Source organism: Paenibacillus borealis (genome assembly GCF_000758665.1).
GTDB lineage: Bacteria > Bacillota > Bacilli > Paenibacillales > Paenibacillaceae > Paenibacillus_AQ > Paenibacillus_AQ borealis.
Window position 1 is genome coordinate 7,154,340 of the sequence record NZ_CP009285.1, and the last position, 22,044, is coordinate 7,176,383.

Below are 22,044 nucleotides of genomic sequence, written 5' to 3' on the forward strand. Positions count from 1 at the left end.
AGCCTGCAGAATGCTTTATTAAGCACTCCTGCAAGCTTTTTATTTGAATACCGGCGAGAGGACTCGAACCTCCACGGTTTCCCACTCGATTTTGAGTCGAGCGCGTCTGCCATTCCGCCACGCCGGCGTATACAAACTATTGAATTAGTTCTAAGAAAAATAATGGAGGTGCCACCCAGATTTGAACTGGGGATAAAGCTTTTGCAGAGCTTTGCCTTACCACTTGGCTATGGCACCAAATAAAAAATGGAGCGGACGACGGGAATCGAACCCGCGACCCTCGCCTTGGCAAGGCGATGCTCTACCGCTGAGCCACGTCCGCATATAATGGCTGGGGATATAGGAATCGAACCTATGAATGACGGAGTCAAAGTCCGTTGCCTTACCGCTTGGCTAATCCCCAACATTTGATTTAATAAAATGGGGCGACTGATGGGTCTCGAACCCACGAATGCCGGAACCACAATCCGGTGCGTTAACCCCTTCGCCACAGTCGCCATATTATACTATTGTAGTGCAATGCCTTCTAACTCTTATAAAAGAAATGGGGCGACCGATGGGTCTCGAACCCACGAATGCCGGAACCACAATCCGGTGCGTTAACCCCTTCGCCACGGTCGCCATATTATACTTTTATATGATATTACTTGGCAGGGGCAGCAGGAATTGAACCCACACCAACGGTTTTGGAGACCGTTGTTCTACCTTTAAACTATGCCCCTAAAAATGGTGGAGGCTGATGGATTCGAACCACCGAACACGTACGTGAGCAGATTTACAGTCTGATGCGTTTGGCCACTTCGCTAAGCCTCCGAGGATGGTGCCGGCGAGAGGACTTGAACCCCCAACCTACTGATTACAAGTCAGTTGCTCTACCAATTGAGCTACACCGGCATATTAAGTTGTAAGAAATATGGTGGCGCGGGAGGGAATCGAACCCCCGACACAAGGATTTTCAGTCCTTTGCTCTACCGACTGAGCTACCGAGCCAAACACTTTTTATGAAAATGGCGGAACCGACGGGATACTCTTCACTCCGTTACGAGATTGCGATGTATTCCTTACGATGCCTATGCTTCAACGAGCCCTGGGAATTCTCATCCCTGAAGCAATAAAGATGGCGGAACCGACGGGATTCGAACCCGCGATCTCCTGCGTGACAGGCAGGCATGTTAGGCCAACTACACCACGGTTCCAAATTGGTTGCGGGGGCAGGATTTGAACCTGCGGCCTTCGGGTTATGAGCCCGACGAGCTACCGGGCTGCTCCACCCCGCGTCAATGGTAAAGATCTATTCTGTTAAAGATAGATGGTGGAGGCTGAGGGGTTCGAACCCCCGACCCTCTGCTTGTAAGGCAGATGCTCTCCCAGCTGAGCTAAGCCTCCATATATGACTCGTATGGGATTCGAACCCATGTTACCTCCGTGAAAGGGAAGTGTCTTAACCCCTTGACCAACGAGCCATGCTATTAAATAATTCTACTTCACATCCCTTTACAGGGAAGGTATTGCTACGGAGAGAGAGGGATTCGAACCCTCGAGACGCTTGTGGCGCCTACACGATTTCCAATCGTGCTCCTTCGGCCAAACTCGGACACCTCTCCAGATGGCTCCCCGAACAGGACTCGAACCTGTGACAACTCGATTAACAGTCGAGTGCTCTACCAACTGAGCTATCAGGGAATATACATATCAGGCTTGATCGCCTGAAAACTGAATCCGAAACGAATCTGCGTTGTAGATTTTTGGATAAGCCCTCGACCGATTAGTATTGGTCAGCTCCATGCATTACTGCACTTCCACCTCCAACCTATCTACCTCGTCGTCTTCAAGGGGTCTTACTAATTGGGAAATCTCATCTTGAGGGGGGCTTCACGCTTAGATGCTTTCAGCGCTTATCCCGTCCGTACGTAGCTACTCAGCCATGCTCCTGGCGGAACAACTGATGCACCAGCGGTACGTCCATCCCGGTCCTCTCGTACTAAGGACAGCTCCTCTCAAATTTCCTGCGCCCACGACAGATAGGGACCGAACTGTCTCACGACGTTCTGAACCCAGCTCGCGTACCGCTTTAATGGGCGAACAGCCCAACCCTTGGGACCTACTTCAGCCCCAGGATGCGATGAGCCGACATCGAGGTGCCAAACCTCCCCGTCGATGTGGACTCTTGGGGGAGATAAGCCTGTTATCCCCAGGGTAGCTTTTATCCGTTGAGCGATGGCCCTTCCATGCGGTACCACCGGATCACTAAGTCCGACTTTCGTCCCTGCTCGACTTGTAGGTCTCGCAGTCAAGCTCCCTTATGCCTTTGCACTCTGCGAATGATTTCCAACCATTCTGAGGGAACCTTTGAACGCCTCCGTTACTCTTTAGGAGGCGACCGCCCCAGTCAAACTGCCCGCCTGACACGGTCCCCGTACCCGCTTAGGGTACTAGGTTAGAACCTAGATACGATCAGGGTGGTATCCCAACGGCGCCTCCGCAGAAGCTTGCGCTCCTGCCTCAACGGCTCCCACCTATCCTGTACAGATCGTACCCAAATTCAATATCAAGCTGCAGTAAAGCTCCATGGGGTCTTTCCGTCTTGTCGCGGGTAACCTGCATCTTCACAGGTATTAAAATTTCACCGGATCTCTCGTTGAGACAGCGCCCAAGTCGTTACGCCATTCGTGCGGGTCAGAATTTACCTGACAAGGAATTTCGCTACCTTAGGACCGTTATAGTTACGGCCGCCGTTTACTGGGGCTTCGGTTCACAGCTTCGGATTGCTCCTAACCACTCCCCTTAACCTTCCAGCACCGGGCAGGCGTCAGCCCGTATACTTCGCCTTGCGGCTTCGCACAGACCTGTGTTTTTGCTAAACAGTCGCTTGGGCCTTTTCACTGCGGCCCCCTCGGGCTATTCACCCTACCGAGGCACCTCTTCTCCCGAAGTTACGAGGTCATTTTGCCGAGTTCCTTAACGAGAGTTCTTCCGCGCGCCTTAGAATTCTCTTCTCGCCTACCTGTGTCGGTTTGCGGTACGGGCACCTTCTCCTGGCTAGAGGCTTTTCTTGGCAGTGTGAGATCATGACCTTCGCTACTACAATTTTCGCTCCCCATCACAGCCCAGCCTTACGGTGTGCGGATTTGCCTACACACCAGCCTCACTGCTTAGACGGACATCCATCAGTCCGCGTCACTACCCTCCTGCGTCACCCCATCGCTCATAGCGGATTACGGTGGTACAGTAATTTCAAACTGTTGTCCTTCGACTACGCCTTTCGGCCTCGCCTTAGGTCCCGACTTACCCTGAGCGGACGAGCCTTCCTCAGGAAACCTTGGGCTTTCGGCGGATCAGATTCTCACTGATCTTTTCGTTACTCATACCGGCATTCTCACTTGTATGCTGTCCAGCGCTCCTTACGGTACACCTTCAACCCACATACAACGCTCCCCTACCCCAGATGCAAAGCATCTAGCCATAGCTTCGGTGGTGTGTTTAGCCCCGTTACATTTTCGGCGCAGAGTCACTCGACCAGTGAGCTATTACGCACTCTTTCAATGGTGGCTGCTTCTAAGCCAACATCCTGGTTGTCTGTGCAACTCCACATCCTTTCCCACTTAACACACACTTGGGGACCTTAGCTGATGGTCTGGGCTGTTTCCCTTTTGACAATGGATCTTAGCACTCACTGTCTGACTCCCGGCAAGAAGTTAATGGCATTCGGAGTTTGACTGAGCTTGGTAACCCTTGCGGGCCCCGCACCCAATCAGTGCTCTACCTCCACCACTCCATTCACCGAGGCTAGCCCTAAAGCTATTTCGGGGAGAACCAGCTATCTCCGAGTTCGATTGGAATTTCTCCGCTACCCCCACCTCATCCCCGCATTTTTCAACATGCGTGGGTTCGGGCCTCCAGTGCGTGTTACCGCACCTTCACCCTGGACAGGGGTAGATCACACGGTTTCGGGTCTACGTCCACATACTCAGTCGCCCTATTCAGACTCGCTTTCGCTGCGGCTCCGGCTTCTCACCTTAACCTTGCATGTTAAACGTAACTCGCCGGTTCATTCTACAAAAGGCACGCCATCACCCATAGATCGGGCTCTGACTTTTTGTAAGCACACGGTTTCAGGTTCTATTTCACTCCCCTTCCGGGGTGCTTTTCACCTTTCCCTCACGGTACTGTTTCACTATCGGTCGCCAGGTAGTATTTAGCCTTAGCAGATGGTCCTGCTGGATTCATACGGGGTTTCACGTGCCCCGCACTACTCGGGATCCGTCTCGGAGAGAACACAGTTTAGGCTACAGGGCTTTTACCTCTATCGCGGGCCTTTCCAGACCTCTTCACCTACCATATTCCTTTGTAACTCCATGTGAGACGTCCCACAACCCCAAGAGGCAAGCCCCTTGGTTTAGGCTGTTCCGCGTTCGCTCGCCGCTACTGACGGAATCACTATTGTTTTCTCTTCCTCAGGGTACTTAGATGTTTCAGTTCCCCTGGTCTGCCTCTACATTTCCTATGTATTCAGAAATGAGTAACTGCGAATTACCACAGCTGGGTTTCCCCATTCGGACACCCCCGGATCAAAGCTTGCTTACAGCTCCCCGAGGCAGTTTCGTTGTTCGCCACGTCCTTCGTCGGCTCCTGGCGCCTAGGCATCCTCCGTGTGCTCTTATTAGCTTAACCGTCACTCCGGTGTTTCGCTTGTTTGCTCATCTTGTTTTGAATGCTGCTCATGGATTGCTCCATTCACCAACACATTCAAAGCCAAAGGTCGCTGCACAATCGAAAACCTTCGTTCTGCACTAATAACTATTTCAACTTGCTTTCACAAGTTTCAGCTAAAAGATGTTCTAAAACGCAAATTCGTTTCGGTATCCAGTTTTCAAGGATCAAGTTTCTTACATGAGAGCTTAAACTCTCAAAACTGACCAACGAGTGAGTAACAGGCCTAAACCTGAGTTTTGGAAGCTTTAGCTTCCGATTTGAATGTTTCCGTTGCAGGAAACGATTCTCCATAGAAAGGAGGTGATCCAGCCGCACCTTCCGATACGGCTACCTTGTTACGACTTCACCCCAATCATCTACCCCACCTTCGGCGGCTGGCTCCCTTGCGGGTTACCCCACCGACTTCGGGTGTTGTAAACTCTCGTGGTGTGACGGGCGGTGTGTACAAGACCCGGGAACGTATTCACCGCGGCATGCTGATCCGCGATTACTAGCAATTCCGACTTCATGCAGGCGAGTTGCAGCCTGCAATCCGAACTGAGACCGGCTTTGCTGGGATTGGCTCCACCTCGCGGTTTCGCTTCCCGTTGTACCGGCCATTGTAGTACGTGTGTAGCCCAGGTCATAAGGGGCATGATGATTTGACGTCATCCCCACCTTCCTCCGGTTTGTCACCGGCAGTCACTCTAGAGTGCCCAGCTCGACCTGCTGGCAACTAAAGTCAAGGGTTGCGCTCGTTGCGGGACTTAACCCAACATCTCACGACACGAGCTGACGACAACCATGCACCACCTGTCTCCTCTGTCCCGAAGGCCGCCGCTATCTCTAGCGGATTCAGAGGGATGTCAAGACCTGGTAAGGTTCTTCGCGTTGCTTCGAATTAAACCACATACTCCACTGCTTGTGCGGGTCCCCGTCAATTCCTTTGAGTTTCAGTCTTGCGACCGTACTCCCCAGGCGGAGTGCTTACTGTGTTAACTTCGGCACCAAGGGTATCGAAACCCCTAACACCTAGCACTCATCGTTTACGGCGTGGACTACCAGGGTATCTAATCCTGTTTGCTCCCCACGCTTTCGCGCCTCAGCGTCAGTTACAGCCCAGAAAGTCGCCTTCGCCACTGGTGTTCCTCCACATATCTACGCATTTCACCGCTACACGTGGAATTCCACTTTCCTCTTCTGTACTCAAGTCACCCAGTTTCCAGTGCGACCTCAGGTTGAGCCCAAGGTTTAAACACCAGACTTAAATGACCGCCTGCGCGCGCTTTACGCCCAATAATTCCGGACAACGCTTGCCCCCTACGTATTACCGCGGCTGCTGGCACGTAGTTAGCCGGGGCTTTCTTCTCAGGTACCGTCACTCCGGCAGCAGTTACTCTACCGGACGTTCTTCCCTGGCAACAGAGCTTTACGATCCGAAAACCTTCATCACTCACGCGGCGTTGCTCCGTCAGGCTTTCGCCCATTGCGGAAGATTCCCTACTGCTGCCTCCCGTAGGAGTCTGGGCCGTGTCTCAGTCCCAGTGTGGCCGTTCACCCTCTCAGGTCGGCTACGCATCGTCGCCTTGGTGAGCCGTTACCCCACCAACTAGCTAATGCGCCGCAGGCCCATCCCCAAGCGGCAGATTGCTCCGCCTTTCATTCTCTCTTCAGGAGAGGAAAGAAATTATCCGGTATTAGCTACCGTTTCCGGTAGTTATCCCAGTCTTGAGGGCAGGTTGCCTACGTGTTACTCACCCGTCCGCCGCTAAGCATGAATGGAAGCAAGCTTCCATTCAAACTCCGCTCGACTTGCATGTATTAGGCACGCCGCCAGCGTTCGTCCTGAGCCAGGATCAAACTCTCCAAATTGTATTTAGAAAGAGCGATTGCTCATTTTGAAACATCTGACGAGAATTGTTATATTCTCTACTTTGGATCTCGCCGAAGCGATCTCCGATACTCACTCGTTGTTCAGTTTTCAAAGATCAATGTCTCATGTTTCGTCGCCGACGTTTGTTTCAGCAGCGACCTTTATAATATATCACAGCGTCCTCGTTTTAGTCAACCTTTTTTTCAACTTCTTTTTTCGGCTGATTTACGACTGCTTTGCAGCGCATCGTTATGTCAGAGGGACGAGTTATAATTTATCACATAAGTTGCGCCCTAGTCAACCCTAAATATTCCCCTGATTTTTACCGCTCATGCAGAACAGGACAAATAAAAAAAGAGAGTACACAACCTCTCTCCGTCCTCCTGCTTACTTTATCTATTATAGGTTTATTCTTACCCGTGGACATATCTCGTAACTAAAGGGTATAACGGATTGCATGTCCATCCCCGGCCTCTACAGCCCAAGAAGTAATTTCTCTAATTAATGAACGCGATACAAGCTTGCGCAGAACAAGCGGCAGCTCCGCCTGGAGCTGACTAAGCCCTGAATGCTGCAGAAGTTCTTTAATACTCCACGCCTCCTTGCGGCTGCTCAGGATATGGAGCAGCATGGTGCAACAATCCGACATTTTTGACATTATGGCAAACTCGCAGGCCAGCAGAATCAGCTCGACTCTCTGCTCCAGCGTCTCCGTACTTACTGTCAGCTCTTCATATAACTTATGAACCGGAGAATTCAAATTCTTGACCTGTCCCCAAACTGCGGGTTCCGGAAAATATCCTGCCTCACTCACTTCTATCCGCGCCCAATGATACAGAGCGATCAGCACGCAATTATACGCATCCATAGTACAGCTTGCTTCAAGGTATCGTTTCGACTTCACATACATATGTAAAAAACGGGAGAATTCCATAAACAGTACCCGCTCTTTCAGCGGACCTTGAAACTGAATAAGTTCCTTCCGCATCTCCGCCAATATCCCCTTTGGGTCCCAGATCACCTCACCGGACATTAAGCTGGTAAGAAGTTCATTATTGTCCCCTGCCATCACAGCGCGTTCCAAAGCAGATAGACCCACATGCACCGATTGCGTCCGCCGGTCCCCGGCAATGGTGTGGGTTATGATTCGCTCTGTCTCCTGTTCCTCATGCAGCATGAGCACCACCATATCAAAATCGTGCAGCAGCGCACTCTGAAATGTGGCATTGCCTCTTTGCCGCAAAGCAACGGCTCCAAGAACATTCTCATCAAATGTCTCCCCACTTAATAGGGTCAAATTGGACAGTTCCATACTTCCCTCCATCAAATTTGGCGATTTTGCATCCAGTCAGTTATAATTCTCTTTACATAAATGATATTCTACATATTCATGTCAGTTCCTCCTGGACAACCGAACTATATTTCAGTTAGGAGATAATACTCATGAAATTTAAATCGGCCAAAATCAATGCTTTTCGCACCTGGGGACTGCTTCTTACGATGCTGGGTATGGGTCTTATGATCATGGGAACCGCAGGCATTGTATTCTGGGGGTCTGCAGGTAAGGTTGTCGCTGCTATAGGTCTCGTCATTGGTTTAGTCTCCATGATGGCCAGTCTGGCCATCTACTTCTGGGCGGGAATGCTCTCAACCAGCGCTGTCCAGGTGGAATGTCCCGAATGCCATAAGCTGACCAAAATGCTTGGCAAAACGGACCGCTGTATGTTCTGCCACACGATTCTCACAATGGACCCTGCACAAGCTACAATTACCGCTGAAGAGCTAGAAAACCAGCAAGTGAAGCAATAATCCGTTTCAGATGAGTGTTTACAGAAATTATCCCTACCGGATACAAACAAAAACGGGTGTTGTCCTCTAATGGACGACACCCGTTTTATATTTAATTCCACCTATTCAATTATTCAATAATTGCCTTGAGCGCTTCCCATGCCTCCGGATTGGCGAAGCTGCGATTCCACGAGGCTACACCGCCAAGTCCGAAGGACTGCGCCAGATCGACTCTGGCTGCCAGCGAAACTTTATCCTCAATCCATATTTTACGCAGAACATCTTCTTCTTTATATTCCACATAATTCTGTCCTGCTTCCTTATCAAAAACCGGTGTCAGCTTCTTCTCGGCAAGTATTTCCTGGACCGCATTCATACTGACGGCCTTGGAACTCACTTTGGTTTCGCCTTTCTCGGTTGTTTCAGTCCAGATACGGGTATACAGCGGCACCCCCAGAATCAGCTTCTCGGCAGGCACTTCATCTTCTTCAATAATCCGGTTTATAGAATTCTTAACCCACGGCAGGGAAGCTACAGAACCGGCAACCGGACTGGCCGCCCAATGCTCATCATAAGCCATTACGATCAGGAAATCCGACACGGCTCCAAGCGCCCGGCGGTCCAGGAATAAGGACCACATTTCACTGTTTGATTTCGGTGTTACATCAATAGAAACAATCAGATTCCGGCTCTGGGCCATCGGCTTCAGCTCACGCATGAACTGGGTAACATTAGGTCCATCCTTGGTGTATACATTCTCAAAGTCGATATTAATTCCGTCCAGATTGTACAAATCCGCATACTTCAGCATCTGCACGATAGTATTCATCCGTTTGTCATACGTGGATAGAGCCTCCGTAGTCAGGTCCGCTTCAAAGCTGTTGCTGAGCAGCCCCCATACCTCCATGCCCTGAGTGTGAGCCCACTCCACATAGGCGCTGTCAGCCTGGCTGCGTACATTGCCATTAACATCGATAATGCTGAACCAGGTCGGACTGACCACATTAATTCCTGGCAGATCCGCGAATTTCGCAGGATTCGGCTTACGTTCGTAAACTGCCTCCCAGAACATATTAACGGGTTTCCCTTTCCAGCTGCGCTCAGCACGGGTAGGAGCCGCCGGCTGCTGCACTACTGTTCTATCCCCGTTAGCTATAATATCATCCGCCTTGACGAAGCCTGTATATCCGCTCTCCATCTGCACATACAGCCAGCCTTGGATGTCTGAATTCCAGATTCTCACTGTGGCTCCCGGCGGCATATCAGCAAGGATTGGCGCATGTACGGAGGCTCCGCTGCGGAGCGCTCTGGTCCGTCCGCCTTCCTTACCCTTCACTTTACCTAACGGCACCGTTTCGCCGGCAGTCATTAACAGAACGGCACCTGTACTGCTATCCTCGTCTACCTCAAAGCCATATAAGTCCTCCAGTGTATCTGCCGGAAGATATGTCACCCCTTCCTTCTCTTCAGGCGCAAGACGAAGCTGCAGGGGCTCATTGTTCAAACTTGCTGCTGTTGAATCTTCCTGCATATATAAAAGACTGCTGTCTGTCGACAGAATCACAGACTTGCTCTTTTCCTCGTAACGGATAGATGAATCTACGTATTCCTGTAATAGCGGCAGTGGTAATAGCAGGCTGTCCCCTGTCCCTGAGGCTGAGTATCCGGTAAGCTCTCCCTTAACAAAAACAGGCTTCTCCAGCCCCTTCCAATCCGGATCCAGATGCTGACGGTTCGGTAATACATAATAAACAACCCAAAAGGCTGCGGCAGCTATAATGACAAGTCCCAATAAGCGGCGAAAAAGACTTCCACGCTTGTTGACGCGTCTTTGTCTCTGTCTTCTGTCCAAAATATATCCTCCAAACAGTATGCTGAATTTAAAAAGCAGGTAGCTCTTCTGTTAAGTATACGACATGCCGGCCCTATTGGTTGCGGCAATCTGCTGGAAGCTTTGTATTTTTGTAACAGATTCATAGAAAAAAGACGTGTAAAATCCGCATTCGGATTCTACACGCCTGCAATCTTATTTTAGTGCTGCTTCTCGCTGCAGCATTTGCAAACACCATACAGCTCCATACGTAATCCATGAATCTTAAAGCCTGTAGCCAGTTCGGCACGCTCCTCTACCTCATGGAGAGAAGAATAGCTGAAATCCTCAATCTTACCGCAATCCTGGCAGATGACATGATAATGATCAGACACATTGGCATCGAAACGGCTGGAATTGTCACCGTAGGTCAGCTCGCGGACCATACCCGCTTCCATAAACATCTTAAGATTGTTATACACCGTTGCCACACTCATACTTGGAAACTGAGGTTCAAGCGCTCGGTAAATATCGTCTGCCGTAGGATGATTCATCGCTTCCATCAGATACGTAAGAATCGCATGACGCTGAGGCGTAATACGGACACCGGTTGTCTTCAGTTGCTCCAATGCATGCTGTACGCCACTACCCATCCATGCCACCGCCTTTAATTATACAACTTAATAATAACTCTAATGTAATTGTAAGACCGGGCTTTCAATGTTGTCAACGAAGTCCTTACATTATATTTATTATTATATAATAAAAATTACTTAATTCAAAATTTGCTCACATTTAGATTGCTGTTTCCATCCACACGAAGCTTGAACTCCCCGGTTCCCATTTGGCCGGATAGGATTTTTTTGTCGATCACAAGTCCCGGCAGATCCGTTACGATATCCCCGTATCCGCTTGAGCCCTCCACCGTATAATTACCCGTGAGCGGCAAGTAGAGATCAATATCTCCGACAGCACTGTAGATATCCCAGTCTCCGCCAAAGTCATTCGAACGAATGCTGATTCTGCCGTTCAAAGATTCCGCATGCAGCTTCGATCTGGCTCCGGCTACCTCCACGTTGCCGTTCTTCGTGGACAGTTCCAGCGCATCTCCGCTATCCGTTGCCGATATATTACCAACTGCCGAAGACAGCTTCAGCGCCCCGGTAACCTCCCAGGCCCCCATATCACCGCCGCTTGTAGTCAGTTCAACACTTCCCTGTACGTTTCGGGCGCGCACTGCACCATTGAGGGTTTTGCCTTTTACATTACCGTAGATACGGTGGAGGATAAGCTCTCCGTTCCCCGTCTCCAGAGAAATGTCTGCAATGGCCTCCACATTCTGCAAAGTAATGCCGCCGTTCATTGTGCGGACCACCAGATCAAACCTGCGGTCCTCGGGCAGGGAAATGTCCAGATCTATCCGCGGCTGGCGTTTGCCGGATTCACCATATGCCTTCCCCTGGGGAGTGATCTTGATCGTCGTGTCTTCAGTCACATCGACAAAGGACTGGTCCGCTATGGATTCGGCAAGTACCCCGTCCAGCTGATCCACCCAGACTGTTGCTGTAATTTCAATATCCTCCACAGCAGCCCGGTGGATCAGAATATCTCCGTTGATCGCATCAATATTGATTCCGGAAGTATTCAGTTCGACTGGAACGATAAGCGGAGGCTTCTCATAACGGCTTCCTTCTGCTTCCCCATAATCAACTGCTGCTACAGTCAAATTAAGACTGACCCGGTTCCACAGATGCAGATAATGCTCCTGCTCCGTTACGATAAATACGCATGCCGAGAGCAGGATGGCCGAGAACAGTCCGCGCAGGTCCATACGGGCTCTGGCAGTAGTGACGTTCTGGCTGCGGCGGCGGGAAAAGAAGTGGATCAGCAGATACTCCACTCCCCATAATACCGGAATAACCGGCCACCATTTGAGCAACAGCATCATATAATCAGTTCCTTCACGCCAATCCACGAGCAACAGAACTCCGACACTAATCAGCACTGCGGAGGCAGTATATCTGCCTACACGCCGGCTCCGCCGTTCCTTGCTTAGACGTGCAGACGAATCCTTTGCAATCTCCCGTACGCCCAGAAGCAAGCCCAGCATCATCAGTATTACCGCTATGGTTGCACCGGCGGAATTCTCAATGAACACCTGAAGCCAAGGCGGCTTCTGGCGGAAGAGGAAGAGCAGCGCCCCGCCAAAGAGCAGCAGCAGACCAAAGGAAACCCCCGGCTCGCTGATTTTTACCCGGCGCTCAGCAGTCTTAGCAGAATCCTTAATAACTGATAGTTCAGGGTCATACTCTTCAGGAAACCGCAATATCCGGTCTGCTGACTGGAGCACATCAAACACATTATAGAAATACAATGCCGGGATCAGGAGCGCCAGCAAAATTAGCAGCGGCACATTGATCTGCATGCCAATGGATGAGAAATACAGCAGCGCCACAATATCCAGCAGAATAAGAAAGATGAACGAAATTCCTTTGCGGAGCAGCCCGAGATACAGATGTCCCGTGCCGGGAATAACGGCAGCCAGCAGGCCGGCTATAAATTTGCGTTTGCGGGGACGGCGCTTCTGGCGGGGAGGAATATAAGGGGCCTTGGTATCTCCGCCGGCTTCAGCTTCCTGCAATGCAGCTTCTTTCTCATCATCCTGCACGGGATTATTCTCATGATCGTATTGACCTGAATTCATCTCGGCACTTCTCCTTTCTGAACGTTTGCTTCTCTTATCACTCAACCTGGCCGCTCCGGTGGAATTCTATCAGTTCCACACCCGTGGCTACCTCTTCAACGCCTACGGGAACAAATCCGTGTTTGGTATAGAGCGTGACTGCAGGAACATTCAGCTTCCCTGTAGATACGATAAACTGTTCCATTCCCGCATAACGGGCAAAGATAAATTCTAACATTCTGCCCGCCACCCCCTGGCGAAAATAATCAGGATTTACCATCATGCGTGTAACGGTCAGCTTGCCGGGAGCCTCCTCCATCACCGCAACAGCACCCATGAGCTCTTCAGTGTCGTCGAAACAGCCATAGAAGTCCTCTTTAACCCGGCTCAGCATGTCTCTCGTCTCCAGCAGCGGCGGGATGTCACGGAACCCTATGATCTCCGCTTCCAGGCGGTACGCCTTATGCTGAAGGCTCCAGAGCTCATCCAGCGTTGTCTCATCCTGCAGATTCAGCTTCACAATTGTATCCATCCGTACAATCCCCTTATATGCTGCACAGGGCCTGCCGTTGCCGACAAGCCCTGTGCTCATGATTCTATGACTTATTACCCAATCTATTGCCCAAAAGCAGCCCTAGCCGTTCAGGACCTCAGCGAGCAGTGTATTTACCAGACCGGGGTTTGCTTTCCCTTTGCTTTCTTTCATAACCTGGCCTACGAGGAAGCCGATTGCTTGTTTCTTGCCGGCCTTATAGTCTTCGACAGACTGCGGATTAGCAGCGACCACATCCTGCACTATCTTCTTGATCGCTCCTTCATCGCTGATCTGAACCAGGCCTTGTTCTTCAACGATAACTGCAGGCAGCTTGCCGCTCTCCAGCATTTCTTTGAACACGGTCTTGGCAATTTTGCTGCTGATGGTTCCGCCTGCGATCAGGCCGATCATCTCACCCAGCCCCTGCGGCGTAATCTTCACCTGGGATAATTCCAGATTACTGCCGTTCAGATACCCCAGCAGGTCTCCCATCATCCAGTTGGCTACAGCCTTGGCATCCTGTGTATAGGCCAGACTGCCTTCAAAGAAATCTGCGAGCGGCTTGGATGAGGTAAGTACACCGGCATCATAGGCGGTCAGGCCGTATTCTTCACTGTAACGCGCCTGCCGCGCATCCGGAAGCTCAGGAATGGTCGCGCGGATATCTTCCTTCCAGGCATCGCTAATGTGCAGCACAATAAGATCCGGGTCGGGGAAATAACGGTAGTCATGGGCTTCTTCCTTGCCGCGCATGGACAATGTCTTCCCCTGGGCTTCATCCCAGCGGCGGGTCTCCTGGACAACGATACCTCCGTCGTCCAGAATCTCGCCTTGACGGAATTGCTCATACTCCAAACCGCGGAGTACGCCACGGAAGGAGTTCATGTTCTTCAGCTCTGCCCGGATACCGAATTCCTCCTGGCCTTCCGGCCGCAGGCTGATATTGGCATCGCAGCGCATCGAGCCCTCTTCCATCTTCACATCGGATACATCGCAATACTGCATAATGGCACGGATCTTCTCCAGATAAGCACGCGCTTCCTCCGGCGAACGCAGATCGGGCTCAGAGACGATCTCAATCAGCGGTGTTCCGACCCTGTTAAAGTCCACAAGTGAAGCAAAGCCGCCATCCACATGGGTCAGCTTCCCGGCATCTTCCTCCAGATGAAGGCGGGTGATGCCGATCCGTTTGGTCTCTCCGTTCACTTCAATATCAATCCAGCCGTTCAGGCCGATAGGCTGGTCATATTGCGAAATCTGGTACGCTTTTGGTGAATCGGGATAAAAATAGTTTTTGCGGTCAAATTTGCTGACATCACCGATCGTACAATTAAGCGCCATCGCCGCTTTCATGGCGTACTCTACAGCCTGGCGGTTTAGAACCGGCAATACGCCGGGGTGGCCGAGACAGACCGGACAGGTATGAGTGTTGGGCGGAGCGCCGAATTCCGTGGAGCAGCCGCAGAAGATTTTGGACTTGGTATGAAGCTCCACATGAACTTCCAGCCCGATGACCGTTTCATATTTAGACATAGATAATCTCATCCCTTAAAAGTTTTGTGGGCATATACTCAAACGGAGGTTCTTCGTGCAAAACTCGCTTGCGGAAGCCCGCAGACATCCGCAAGCGCCATCAGATATTACAATTGCGGGCGTGCTGTGTGGTGCTCTGTATGTTGTTCAAAGGCATGCGCAACGCGCAGTACCGTACTCTCGTCAAACTCCTTGCCGATAATCTGCAGGCCGACAGGCAGACCTTCAGCGAAGCCGCAAGGAATGCTGATGGCAGGAATACCAGCCAGACTGACTGGAATGGTGAGGATATCATTCAGATACATTGTCAGCGGATCTTCAGTTTGCGAGCCCAGCTTAAAGGCTGTGGTTGGCGCAGTCGGACCGATAACGACATCATATTTCTTGAACACTTCATCAAAATCCTGCTTAATCAGGGTGCGGACCTTCTGCGCCTTCAAATAATAAGCATCATAATATCCGGAGCTCAGCGCATAGGTACCGAGCATAATCCGCCGCTTGACTTCAGGTCCGAAGCCTTGGCTGCGGGAGTTATGGTACAGATCAAGCAAACCGCCTCCTTCATCCACACGAACACCGTAACGGACACCGTCAAAGCGTGCCAGGTTGGATGAAGCCTCCGAAGAGGAGAGCAGATAATATGCGGCCACGGCATATTCAGTATGCGGAAGAGAAACTTCTTCCCATACGGCGCCAAGACCCTCCAGAACTGAAAGTGCAGACAGCACAGATTCGCGGACCGAAGCGTCTACGCCTTCGCCGATATATTCCTTCGGCACTGCAATACGCAAACCGGAGATATCGCCGGTCAGCGAGCTCAGGTAATCCGGAATGCTAACCTTGGCCGAGGTGGAGTCCTGGGCATCATAGCCGGCAATAGCCTGAAGTACATATGCGGAATCTTCAACGGTGCGGGTGATCGGGCCAATCTGATCCAGCGAGGAAGCAAATGCCACCAGACCATAACGCGACACTAGCCCGTACGTCGGCTTAAGGCCGACCACTCCGCAATAGGAAGCCGGCTGGCGGATCGAGCCGCCGGTATCGGAACCAAGGGTAAAGAATACCTCTCCGGCCGCAACCGCCGCTGCCGAACCGCCGCTCGAACCGCCGGGAACACGCTCCAGATCCCATGGATTGCGTACAGCGCCGAAGCTGGAATTCTCATTGGACCCGCCCATGGCGAACTCGTCCATGTTCAGCTTGCCGATCGTTACGGCATCGGCCTGGCGCAGCTTGGAAACTACTGTGGCATCGTAAATCGGCTGGAAATTGGTCAGGAACTGGCTGGCACAGGTGGTGCGCAGACCTTTGGTGACAATATTATCCTTGATCCCGGCAGGAAGTCCGAACAGCAGACCGCGCGCGGCTCCAGACGCCAGCTTATCATCTAGTACGCGTGCAGTGGCACGCGCCCCCTCTTCATTCAGCGTCAAAAAAGCATGAACCTTACTGTCATGCTCCGCAATGGCAGACAGCGAGCTTTCAGTCAGCTCACTGACCGAGACCGCTTTACTGTGCAGCATGTTATGTACTTCCGGTAATCGATATTGAAACAGGCTCAACTTGCTTCCTCCTCTCAGGCTTTAGTTATTCCAGAACAGCGGGAACCTTGAAATGTCCTTCTTCATCTTCCGGTGCGTTAAGCAGAGCTTCCTCCTGGGACAGGCTCTCCTTCACCACATCGTCACGCATCACATTACTGACCTGCAGCACATGAGTGGTCGGCTGAACATTCTCAGTATCGAGTTCATTCAATTTCTCGGCATATTGTAAAATAGCATTCATTTGTTCGGTGAAGGTAGCCTCTTCTTCCGGGCTTAATTGCAGACGGGCCAGCTTGGCCACATGCTGCACATCTTTGACGGTGATGCTCATAATGAATATCCCTCCTGTTTAAAGGGCTAAAGCGCCCGGATAACGTTTTTAATTATATTGTAGACGGCCTTACAATTCAATGCGCTTGTCGATTGAAGGGAGATATATGAAGTAGAGAGAAATTTATGGAGTGACTATAGACGGCCTATTAAAGCCTTATGTTAGATAAATCATCGGTACGGGTGAGCTAAACTGAGCTTAGCCTGGTTGGCGGAGATTGGGGACGTTGGGATCGTGCAGGACGGGTGGCGATGGGTGCGGATAAGGCGGGAACGGCGTGCTGGGAAGTTTGGGTAGAGCAGAGTGCCGGATAGCGGAGAACATTGGAGTCGAAAAGTATGGATCCGCGAAGTACAAGGTCTACAGTCCGCATAACGTTTCAGACCGTAGACAGGACCCAGTCGCCCTGAAGGATGAATCCAGCCGGAGCTTATGCGGCCCGCAGTTGGGGGATATCAGGGGCACTTTTGCACCTGATTTGCTCCAACGGGGTCAACGTCCAGGAAAATCAGAGGGATTTTTCCCTTTGATTTCCCCCATACCGCCCACTTCCGGCGAAATCAGAGGGATTCCTGGAATACCATAATTCTCTTAATAACAAAACAAAAAGCCGGCTTTCGCCGGCTCTACTTAAATCCAAGCGCGTAGATTCACCTGTTTGATGAAATCCGCCTGGGACAAACCTTCTTTGGATGTAGTCTCCAGCTCTTCCGCTTCAACTTCCTCACCGTTCATCAAATGATGGAACAGCTTCTCGTTGTACGTCGATAGAGCATAATCTATCAAAGCTTCGTGCGTGGCTCTTTCAGCTTCTAGTACCAGCAATTGCTCTTCGGCCTCAATATCCTCTGCCGTAACATAGAAATTTCTATTGGCCTCGGGAACACGAATGACATAATCAAACGCATTATCTGGATTGCGGTCGTAAGCAATTAGGTAGCCGTAGTCTCCGATAGGAAGACTCTGCTCAAAAGCGTCCGCGACAATGACAATCTTCTCTCCTAAACGCAGCATCGTCCTACCTCCTGACCAAAATCTATCATGGTTCTGCTTGTTTCAACAGTCTACTAAAAAAAGATAGAGCTGTCCAGCCGCAGGAGAGTAGTCCAATGAATTTTCGCAGAAAATACTCTGAAAATTCTTGAAAACGTGCTATTCTATTGCAATTTCATCCATTTGGCAACTTTTTCCTGCCAATGAGCAGCGAAGCTCCGGCAATACAAATAATAATCAGCACCGCTGCTGAGATCATCGGCCCGCTGGCTGCTCTGCCTTCTGCAAGCACGCCGGCAGACATTCCAGGCAGAGCTGCAGGTAGCCAATTAGTCCTTGAAGGCAGCAGGCTGTGGACGAGACTCATTCCCGCTGCCAGCAGAAGAGCAAAAGCCGCTGCTGCTGGTCCGCGAAGCCAGGCGCTGAAGAGCAGCGTAAGAGACACCGCGCATAGCAGCCAAAGCGCATAGAGTCCGGATGCTGCCGCAACAGCGCTCCAAGCTAGATCCCCCATAAGCTGCACCGTATAATAAGCGGCTCCCGCAGCACCCAGCACCAGTGCAATTACCAGCACTGTGAAATTCGCCGCCCATTTAGCAACAATGATGGACACAGGGGAGACGGGTCTGGCCATCAGTAACTCGGCTGTACCGCTGCCCCGCTCTCCGGCCAGACTGTTCATTGTCCCCAGCGCCAGAATTAGTATGCCAATCGTTCCGTATTGGCCCAGAGCCTGGGCCATTACCGCAGCGGCGCCGGGCATCTCGTAGCTGTCCATAAACCCTGCCGGAACATTAGAAGAAGCTGCAAGTATATCCGCCATGTAAAAGGTGACCAGCGGCTGCATGATTCCCAGAATAATGAACACTACAGGTATCCAGATCAGCTTATAACTGCGCATAGCCTCCAGCATCTCTTTTGAATATAGGGTCCAGAGATTCCTCATGTTCCCACCACCTTCATAAACAGGTCCTCCAGCGTCGATGAACCTGCTTCAAATTGCACCAGCGGAATATCCAGCTCCGCCGCTTCCTGCAGAATCGCCCGGCGCGCGAGCCCGACATCACTTACGTTAAAGACTGCAGTGCCATCCGAAATTCTTGCCTCTTCAATAAAAGCTTTGTGCCTAAGTTCCTCCAGCCACCGGGCCGCTTTGTCTTCCTTCGCTGTGGTTATTCTGATAATCGGGAGACTGTACTCTGCCCGGAGGCGGGCCAAGGTTCCTTGCACAGCAATTGTCCCCTGGTTCATCAATATGACATCATCGCATATCTCTTCGGCATCATGCAGGACATGGGTTGAGAAAATTACGGTTGTCTCTTCCCGCATCTCCCGCAGGAGTTCCATCACTTCCCGGCGCCCGATAGGATCAAGCGCGGAGACCGGCTCGTCAAGCAGCAGCAGACGCGGGCGGTGCACCAAGGCCTGAGCCAGCCCCAGGCGCTGCTTCATACCGCCGGAATATCCGCCGATCTTGCGGCGCGCCGCGGAACCAAGCCCGACGCGCTCCAGCACCGCGCCCGACACCGCTGCAGCTTCTTTGGCGCCCATACCGCTCAGCTTGGCGGCGAAGACCATATATTCTAGTCCGCTCATCCAGCTGTAAAAAGCCGGAGACTGCGGCAGATAACCAAGCTGCCGGCGGTAATCCGTTCCGGGAGGAGCACCGCCAAAGGAAATGCTCCCGCCAGTGGGCGGCAGAAGACCGGCAAGCATGCGCAGTGTGGTGGTTTTGCCTGCTCCGTTGGGCCCCAGCAAAGCGACGCAGCGCCCGGCTTCAGTCCCGAAGCTAATGCCATCCACGGAGAGATGACCGCCAAAGCTCTTGCGCAGATCCGTAACCTCAAGCAGCGGCATCAGAGTTCTTTCCTTCCCAGCGTGAAATAAGCCACACTCCCGAGCAGGTTGCCAAATACCAGGAGCAGCACCCACATCCATTTGGGCCCGCGAACCTGCTCTGTCCTGGCCAGCGAAATCAGGCCCACAACCGCCAGCAGAATCTGCAGCGCCAGCAGTGGCCAAACCAAACCCCAGTTTACTTTATCCATTCCTGCAGCCTCCAAAGTCCAGTTTTTTTGTCTAAGCCCTCTTCCAAATTACTGCGCAAACTTCTTCCGGGCCTTCCGTCTGTCAGGGAGAATTACAAACAGCAGGTAACAAACTGCCGGTGTGGGGGCACCCGTGAGACCCCAGATTCCCCAGAACCAGGCCATCTTCCCTTTACCTCTGCCCTGAGCGTTGCGGAACAGCAAGGTTCCCTGAAGCATCAGTATAGCCGGCACTAAAATCCACAGCCAAAAAGGCGCCTCCTGCAGTTCCTTCACTCTTCCGCCTCCTCCCGCCGCAGCCTGATCCGCGCCGCTCCCATACTGACCAGCGCTGCCAGAGGAATCAACGCCTGCAAGCCCCAATACAGCGCTGGCGCAGAGCTAAGAATAGACAGCACTATGCTTAGCAGTACTAGAGCAACCAGGCAGAATATCAGCAGCTCCTTACGCTGCCGCTTCATACGGCGGATTGCTTCTGCAGCAATAAGCTGCTCCAGTTCCGGCAAAGAGGGAGAAGTAACATCGGCATACTGCAGATCCAGACTCTCCAATTCCGCTGACAGCTTATTCAGCAGCTCTTCATCACTGTTAAACCTCATCCTCGTCCAGCTCCTTCCGCAGTTGATTAAGTCCCGAGGCTACACGCGATTTCGCCGTGCCTGATGGGATCTGCAGCATCACGCCGATTTCATCGTAACCATATCCGTAATAATGCTTCAGCAGTACAGCCATTCTCTGGGCCGAAGACAGCCGGGACAAAGCATCCAGCACTTCGCTCCATTCCATATTCCGGCTTTCGAACCTCCAGCGGATACTGCGGCTCCCCTGCTCCTGAGTCTGCTCCTTCTGCCACTTCAACTCACGCTTCCACCGCCGCTTGCGGTCGATGTAAAGACGGCTGGCAATCGTAATCAGCCAAGAGGAAAATGCAGAGGTTCCATTGTAACTCCCGATCTTCTCCATGCATCTGACCATCGTATCCTGGGCCAGCTCTTCTGCAAGCGAAGGATCCATTGTGGCCTTAATCAGATACTTGTATAGAAAGGGATAATGCTCCCGCAGCAGCATGGCCATCGCTGTAGCATCCCCCTGCTGCGCCAGTCTGATCTTCTCCAGCATCCCGTCGCCCATAGCCCCTCCTCTTTCTCTTCCTCACACCTGTAATACGGTTATGTATTGTAGTTCGTTCATTCATGGTCTGAATTATTCTGCAATTCCCACAGCCTGCGCCTCCATGGCTGGACGGCTCCCTTCCCTCTGGGGAAACGCCAGAACAGAGAAATCTTATTATCCCCATTCTCCGCAGTGTATTCTGCTGAATTCTGCTCCGCTACGCCGTCTCCATCCACCCTCAGTTCTCCATAGTCCAGTTGGTAATGCATATCTTCCTTCATTGGCTTCCTCCCATGAAATTAGAGATATATAGACAAAAAAAAGAACGCAAACCGGGATTATTCCACAGTCTGCGTGCTTCGCGAGGTAAATGTTACATTTAATTAATATTATTGTAGCAACTCTGTATCTTCTTGTCCATCTCTAATTTCCCGATTTATGTCATATCGGGCATAAACACGTCGTTACATAGGAACATATGGGTTGTGCAGCTTCTCAAACCCGATGGATGTGCGAGGTCCATGTCCGGGATAAACCTTCACTTCTTCATCCAGCCGGTACAGCTTACCGCGGATCGAGTCGAACAGGTCACGTTCTCTGCCGCCGGGCAGGTCGGTGCGTCCTACTCCCATTTTGAACAATACATCGCCTGAGAACAGATCATTTCCGCACAGGAAGCTGACACTTCCCGGGGAATGTCCAGGTGTATGCAGCACCCGGAAGGTTAGTCCGAGCAGCTTCAGAATCTGGCCCTCGGCCAAATCGTATTCTGCCGGATCTGTACTGACCGGAGGAGAGGATTCAGGCCACATCAGCGAGCCGTTCAGCTTGGGACTGCCCAGCCACTCACTCTCCAGAGCATGTATATACACAGGGCACTTCTTGGCCTTGCGGACTTCATCCAGTCCGGCAATATGATCAAAGTGGGCGTGAGTCAGCAGTATTGCCTCTATTTCCATGCCTTCAGCAGCACGGAGAAGAGCAGCCGGATTCGCACCGGGATCGATAATTACCCCCTTGGCAGGGTCGGCTCCTGTCAGGAGATAAGCGTTCGTCTGAAGCGGTCCAAGATTATAAGACCTTATATTAAGCATCGGC

General features: G+C 51.6%; 18 protein-coding genes, 16 tRNA genes and 2 rRNA genes. 1 reads left to right on the plus strand and 35 read right to left on the minus strand.

Annotation, left to right across the window (positions count from 1 at the left end; all coding sequences use genetic code 11):
- Positions 1 to 48: 48 nt before the first annotated feature.
- From PBOR_RS30145 to PBOR_RS30235, 19 genes are all read right to left on the minus strand, one after another.
- Positions 49 to 127, minus strand: a tRNA-Leu gene (locus PBOR_RS30145).
- A gap of 36 nt (positions 128 to 163) precedes the next feature.
- A tRNA-Cys gene (locus tag PBOR_RS30150) sits at positions 164 to 237 on the minus strand.
- Positions 238 to 247: 10 nt separating this feature from the next.
- A tRNA-Gly gene (locus PBOR_RS30155) sits at positions 248 to 322 on the minus strand.
- Between the two features lie 6 nt (positions 323 to 328).
- Positions 329 to 403 (minus strand) — tRNA-Gln (locus PBOR_RS30160).
- An 18-nt stretch (positions 404 to 421) separates the two neighbouring features.
- A tRNA-His gene (locus tag PBOR_RS30165) sits at positions 422 to 497 on the minus strand.
- Positions 498 to 545: 48 nt separating this feature from the next.
- A tRNA-His gene (locus PBOR_RS30170) sits at positions 546 to 621 on the minus strand.
- Positions 622 to 648: 27 nt separating this feature from the next.
- Positions 649 to 722: transfer RNA gene (locus PBOR_RS30175), tRNA-Trp, on the minus strand.
- Between the two features lie 5 nt (positions 723 to 727).
- Positions 728 to 813: transfer RNA gene (locus PBOR_RS30180), tRNA-Tyr, on the minus strand.
- A gap of 5 nt (positions 814 to 818) precedes the next feature.
- Positions 819 to 894 (minus strand) — tRNA-Thr (locus tag PBOR_RS30185).
- Positions 895 to 914: 20 nt separating this feature from the next.
- Positions 915 to 990 (minus strand) — tRNA-Phe (locus PBOR_RS30190).
- A 128-nt stretch (positions 991 to 1,118) separates the two neighbouring features.
- Positions 1,119 to 1,196: transfer RNA gene (locus PBOR_RS30195), tRNA-Asp, on the minus strand.
- Between the two features lie 4 nt (positions 1,197 to 1,200).
- A tRNA-Met gene (locus PBOR_RS30200) sits at positions 1,201 to 1,277 on the minus strand.
- Between the two features lie 33 nt (positions 1,278 to 1,310).
- Positions 1,311 to 1,386: transfer RNA gene (locus PBOR_RS30205), tRNA-Val, on the minus strand.
- 5 nt (positions 1,387 to 1,391) lie between these two features.
- Positions 1,392 to 1,463, minus strand: a tRNA-Glu gene (locus tag PBOR_RS30210).
- Between the two features lie 51 nt (positions 1,464 to 1,514).
- A tRNA-Ser gene (locus tag PBOR_RS30215) sits at positions 1,515 to 1,604 on the minus strand.
- 3 nt (positions 1,605 to 1,607) lie between these two features.
- A tRNA-Asn gene (locus PBOR_RS30220) sits at positions 1,608 to 1,683 on the minus strand.
- A 62-nt stretch (positions 1,684 to 1,745) separates the two neighbouring features.
- Positions 1,746 to 4,671 (minus strand): 23S ribosomal RNA (locus PBOR_RS30225).
- Between the two features lie 335 nt (positions 4,672 to 5,006).
- Positions 5,007 to 6,564: ribosomal RNA gene (locus PBOR_RS30230) — 16S ribosomal RNA — on the minus strand.
- The 16S and 23S rRNA genes sit together here with 16 tRNA genes alongside, the layout of an rRNA operon.
- Positions 6,565 to 7,001: 437 nt before the next feature.
- Positions 7,002 to 7,877, minus strand: a complete 876-nt coding sequence (locus PBOR_RS30235) for a nucleotidyltransferase-like protein (RefSeq protein ID WP_042217612.1) — start codon at positions 7,875 to 7,877, stop codon at positions 7,002 to 7,004.
- 131 nt (positions 7,878 to 8,008) lie between these two features.
- Between PBOR_RS30235 and PBOR_RS30240 the strand changes: the two genes are divergently transcribed.
- Complete coding sequence (locus tag PBOR_RS30240; protein ID WP_042217614.1) at positions 8,009 to 8,374, plus strand: DUF2614 family zinc ribbon-containing protein; 366 nt, start codon at positions 8,009 to 8,011, stop codon at positions 8,372 to 8,374.
- 109 nt (positions 8,375 to 8,483) lie between these two features.
- Here the strand turns inward: PBOR_RS30240 and PBOR_RS30245 are convergent, their stop codons facing one another.
- The 16 genes from PBOR_RS30245 to PBOR_RS30320 all read right to left on the minus strand — a co-directional run bounded on the left by PBOR_RS30245 (position 8,484) and on the right by PBOR_RS30320 (position 22,040).
- A complete protein-coding gene (locus PBOR_RS30245) occupies positions 8,484 to 10,205 on the minus strand; it encodes a glycosyl hydrolase family 18 protein (protein WP_042217616.1) in 1,722 nt (573 codons plus the stop codon).
- A 179-nt stretch (positions 10,206 to 10,384) separates the two neighbouring features.
- Positions 10,385 to 10,816, minus strand: a complete 432-nt coding sequence (gene perR, locus PBOR_RS30250; RefSeq protein ID WP_042217618.1) for a peroxide-responsive transcriptional repressor PerR — start codon at positions 10,814 to 10,816, stop codon at positions 10,385 to 10,387.
- A gap of 125 nt (positions 10,817 to 10,941) precedes the next feature.
- The gene (locus PBOR_RS30255; protein ID WP_245647947.1) at positions 10,942 to 12,867 is read right to left on the minus strand and encodes a DUF4097 family beta strand repeat-containing protein; all 1,926 of its coding nucleotides are present in this window, start codon (positions 12,865 to 12,867) and stop codon (positions 10,942 to 10,944) included.
- 37 nt (positions 12,868 to 12,904) lie between these two features.
- Positions 12,905 to 13,378, minus strand: a complete 474-nt coding sequence (locus tag PBOR_RS30260; RefSeq protein ID WP_042217620.1) for a GNAT family N-acetyltransferase — start codon at positions 13,376 to 13,378, stop codon at positions 12,905 to 12,907.
- Positions 13,379 to 13,480: 102 nt separating this feature from the next.
- Positions 13,481 to 14,926, minus strand: coding sequence for an Asp-tRNA(Asn)/Glu-tRNA(Gln) amidotransferase subunit GatB (gene gatB / locus PBOR_RS30265; protein ID WP_042217621.1), 1,446 nt, complete (start codon positions 14,924 to 14,926; stop codon positions 13,481 to 13,483).
- A gap of 95 nt (positions 14,927 to 15,021) precedes the next feature.
- Positions 15,022 to 16,479, minus strand: a complete 1,458-nt coding sequence (gene gatA / locus PBOR_RS30270) for an Asp-tRNA(Asn)/Glu-tRNA(Gln) amidotransferase subunit GatA (RefSeq protein WP_042217624.1) — start codon at positions 16,477 to 16,479, stop codon at positions 15,022 to 15,024.
- 25 nt (positions 16,480 to 16,504) lie between these two features.
- On the minus strand, positions 16,505 to 16,792 hold the full coding sequence (gatC, locus tag PBOR_RS30275; protein ID WP_042217626.1) for an Asp-tRNA(Asn)/Glu-tRNA(Gln) amidotransferase subunit GatC: 288 nt from the start codon (positions 16,790 to 16,792) through the stop codon (positions 16,505 to 16,507).
- Positions 16,793 to 17,422: 630 nt separating this feature from the next.
- Positions 17,423 to 17,806 (minus strand): hypothetical protein, encoded by a 384-nt coding sequence (locus tag PBOR_RS30280; protein ID WP_042217628.1) that lies wholly within the window; start codon positions 17,804 to 17,806, stop codon positions 17,423 to 17,425.
- A 154-nt stretch (positions 17,807 to 17,960) separates the two neighbouring features.
- Positions 17,961 to 18,731 carry an ABC transporter permease subunit gene (locus PBOR_RS30285; protein WP_042217629.1) on the minus strand — a complete coding sequence of 257 codons (771 nt, stop codon included), beginning with the start codon at positions 18,729 to 18,731 and terminating at the stop codon, positions 17,961 to 17,963.
- The gene (locus PBOR_RS30290; protein WP_042217631.1) at positions 18,728 to 19,642 is read right to left on the minus strand and encodes an ABC transporter ATP-binding protein; all 915 of its coding nucleotides are present in this window, start codon (positions 19,640 to 19,642) and stop codon (positions 18,728 to 18,730) included. The genes PBOR_RS30285 and PBOR_RS30290 overlap by 4 nt, the downstream gene beginning before the upstream one ends.
- Positions 19,642 to 19,833, minus strand: coding sequence for a PLD nuclease N-terminal domain-containing protein (locus tag PBOR_RS30295; RefSeq protein WP_042217633.1), 192 nt, complete (start codon positions 19,831 to 19,833; stop codon positions 19,642 to 19,644). The genes PBOR_RS30290 and PBOR_RS30295 overlap by 1 nt, the downstream gene beginning before the upstream one ends.
- Positions 19,834 to 19,881: 48 nt before the next feature.
- Entirely contained in the window at positions 19,882 to 20,109 is a 228-nt protein-coding gene (locus tag PBOR_RS30300; RefSeq protein ID WP_042217635.1) for a hypothetical protein, read from the minus strand.
- Positions 20,106 to 20,432: a YxlC family protein gene (locus tag PBOR_RS30305; RefSeq protein WP_042217637.1), complete on the minus strand. Its 327-nt coding sequence runs from the start codon at positions 20,430 to 20,432 to the stop codon at positions 20,106 to 20,108. The genes PBOR_RS30300 and PBOR_RS30305 overlap by 4 nt, the downstream gene beginning before the upstream one ends.
- The gene (gene sigY / locus PBOR_RS30310) at positions 20,422 to 20,964 is read right to left on the minus strand and encodes an RNA polymerase sigma factor SigY (RefSeq protein WP_042217639.1); all 543 of its coding nucleotides are present in this window, start codon (positions 20,962 to 20,964) and stop codon (positions 20,422 to 20,424) included. Before sigY ends, PBOR_RS30305 begins: the two co-directional genes overlap by 11 nt.
- Before the next feature lie 56 nt (positions 20,965 to 21,020).
- Positions 21,021 to 21,227: a hypothetical protein gene (locus PBOR_RS30315; RefSeq protein WP_042217640.1), complete on the minus strand. Its 207-nt coding sequence runs from the start codon at positions 21,225 to 21,227 to the stop codon at positions 21,021 to 21,023.
- Positions 21,228 to 21,410: 183 nt separating this feature from the next.
- On the minus strand, positions 21,411 to 22,040 hold the full coding sequence (locus tag PBOR_RS30320) for an MBL fold metallo-hydrolase (RefSeq protein WP_042220091.1): 630 nt from the start codon (positions 22,038 to 22,040) through the stop codon (positions 21,411 to 21,413).
- Positions 22,041 to 22,044: the final 4 nt, after the last annotated feature.

What these genes read in the sequence shown, in the direction of transcription:
- PBOR_RS30235 (WP_042217612.1), bottom strand. Translation starts at nt 7,877, where the DNA reads ATGGAACTGTCCAATTTGACCCTATTAAGTGGGGAGACATTTGATGAG.
- PBOR_RS30240 (WP_042217614.1), top strand. Translation starts at nt 8,009, where the DNA reads ATGAAATTTAAATCGGCCAAAATCAATGCTTTTCGCACCTGGGGACTG.
- perR (WP_042217618.1), bottom strand. Translation starts at nt 10,816, where the DNA reads ATGGGTAGTGGCGTACAGCATGCATTGGAGCAACTGAAGACAACCGGT.
- PBOR_RS30255 (WP_245647947.1), bottom strand. Translation starts at nt 12,867, where the DNA reads ATGAATTCAGGTCAATACGATCATGAGAATAATCCCGTGCAGGATGAT.
- PBOR_RS30260 (WP_042217620.1), bottom strand. Translation starts at nt 13,378, where the DNA reads ATGGATACAATTGTGAAGCTGAATCTGCAGGATGAGACAACGCTGGAT.
- gatB (WP_042217621.1), bottom strand. Translation starts at nt 14,926, where the DNA reads ATGAGATTATCTATGTCTAAATATGAAACGGTCATCGGGCTGGAAGTT.
- gatC (WP_042217626.1), bottom strand. Translation starts at nt 16,792, where the DNA reads ATGAGCATCACCGTCAAAGATGTGCAGCATGTGGCCAAGCTGGCCCGT.
- PBOR_RS30280 (WP_042217628.1), bottom strand. Translation starts at nt 17,806, where the DNA reads ATGCTGCGTTTAGGAGAGAAGATTGTCATTGTCGCGGACGCTTTTGAG.
- PBOR_RS30285 (WP_042217629.1), bottom strand. Translation starts at nt 18,731, where the DNA reads ATGAGGAATCTCTGGACCCTATATTCAAAAGAGATGCTGGAGGCTATG.
- PBOR_RS30290 (WP_042217631.1), bottom strand. Translation starts at nt 19,642, where the DNA reads ATGCCGCTGCTTGAGGTTACGGATCTGCGCAAGAGCTTTGGCGGTCAT.
- PBOR_RS30295 (WP_042217633.1), bottom strand. Translation starts at nt 19,833, where the DNA reads ATGGATAAAGTAAACTGGGGTTTGGTTTGGCCACTGCTGGCGCTGCAG.
- PBOR_RS30305 (WP_042217637.1), bottom strand. Translation starts at nt 20,432, where the DNA reads ATGAGGTTTAACAGTGATGAAGAGCTGCTGAATAAGCTGTCAGCGGAA.
- sigY (WP_042217639.1), bottom strand. Translation starts at nt 20,964, where the DNA reads ATGGGCGACGGGATGCTGGAGAAGATCAGACTGGCGCAGCAGGGGGAT.
- PBOR_RS30315 (WP_042217640.1), bottom strand. Translation starts at nt 21,227, where the DNA reads ATGAAGGAAGATATGCATTACCAACTGGACTATGGAGAACTGAGGGTG.
- PBOR_RS30320 (WP_042220091.1), bottom strand. Translation starts at nt 22,040, where the DNA reads ATGCTTAATATAAGGTCTTATAATCTTGGACCGCTTCAGACGAACGCT.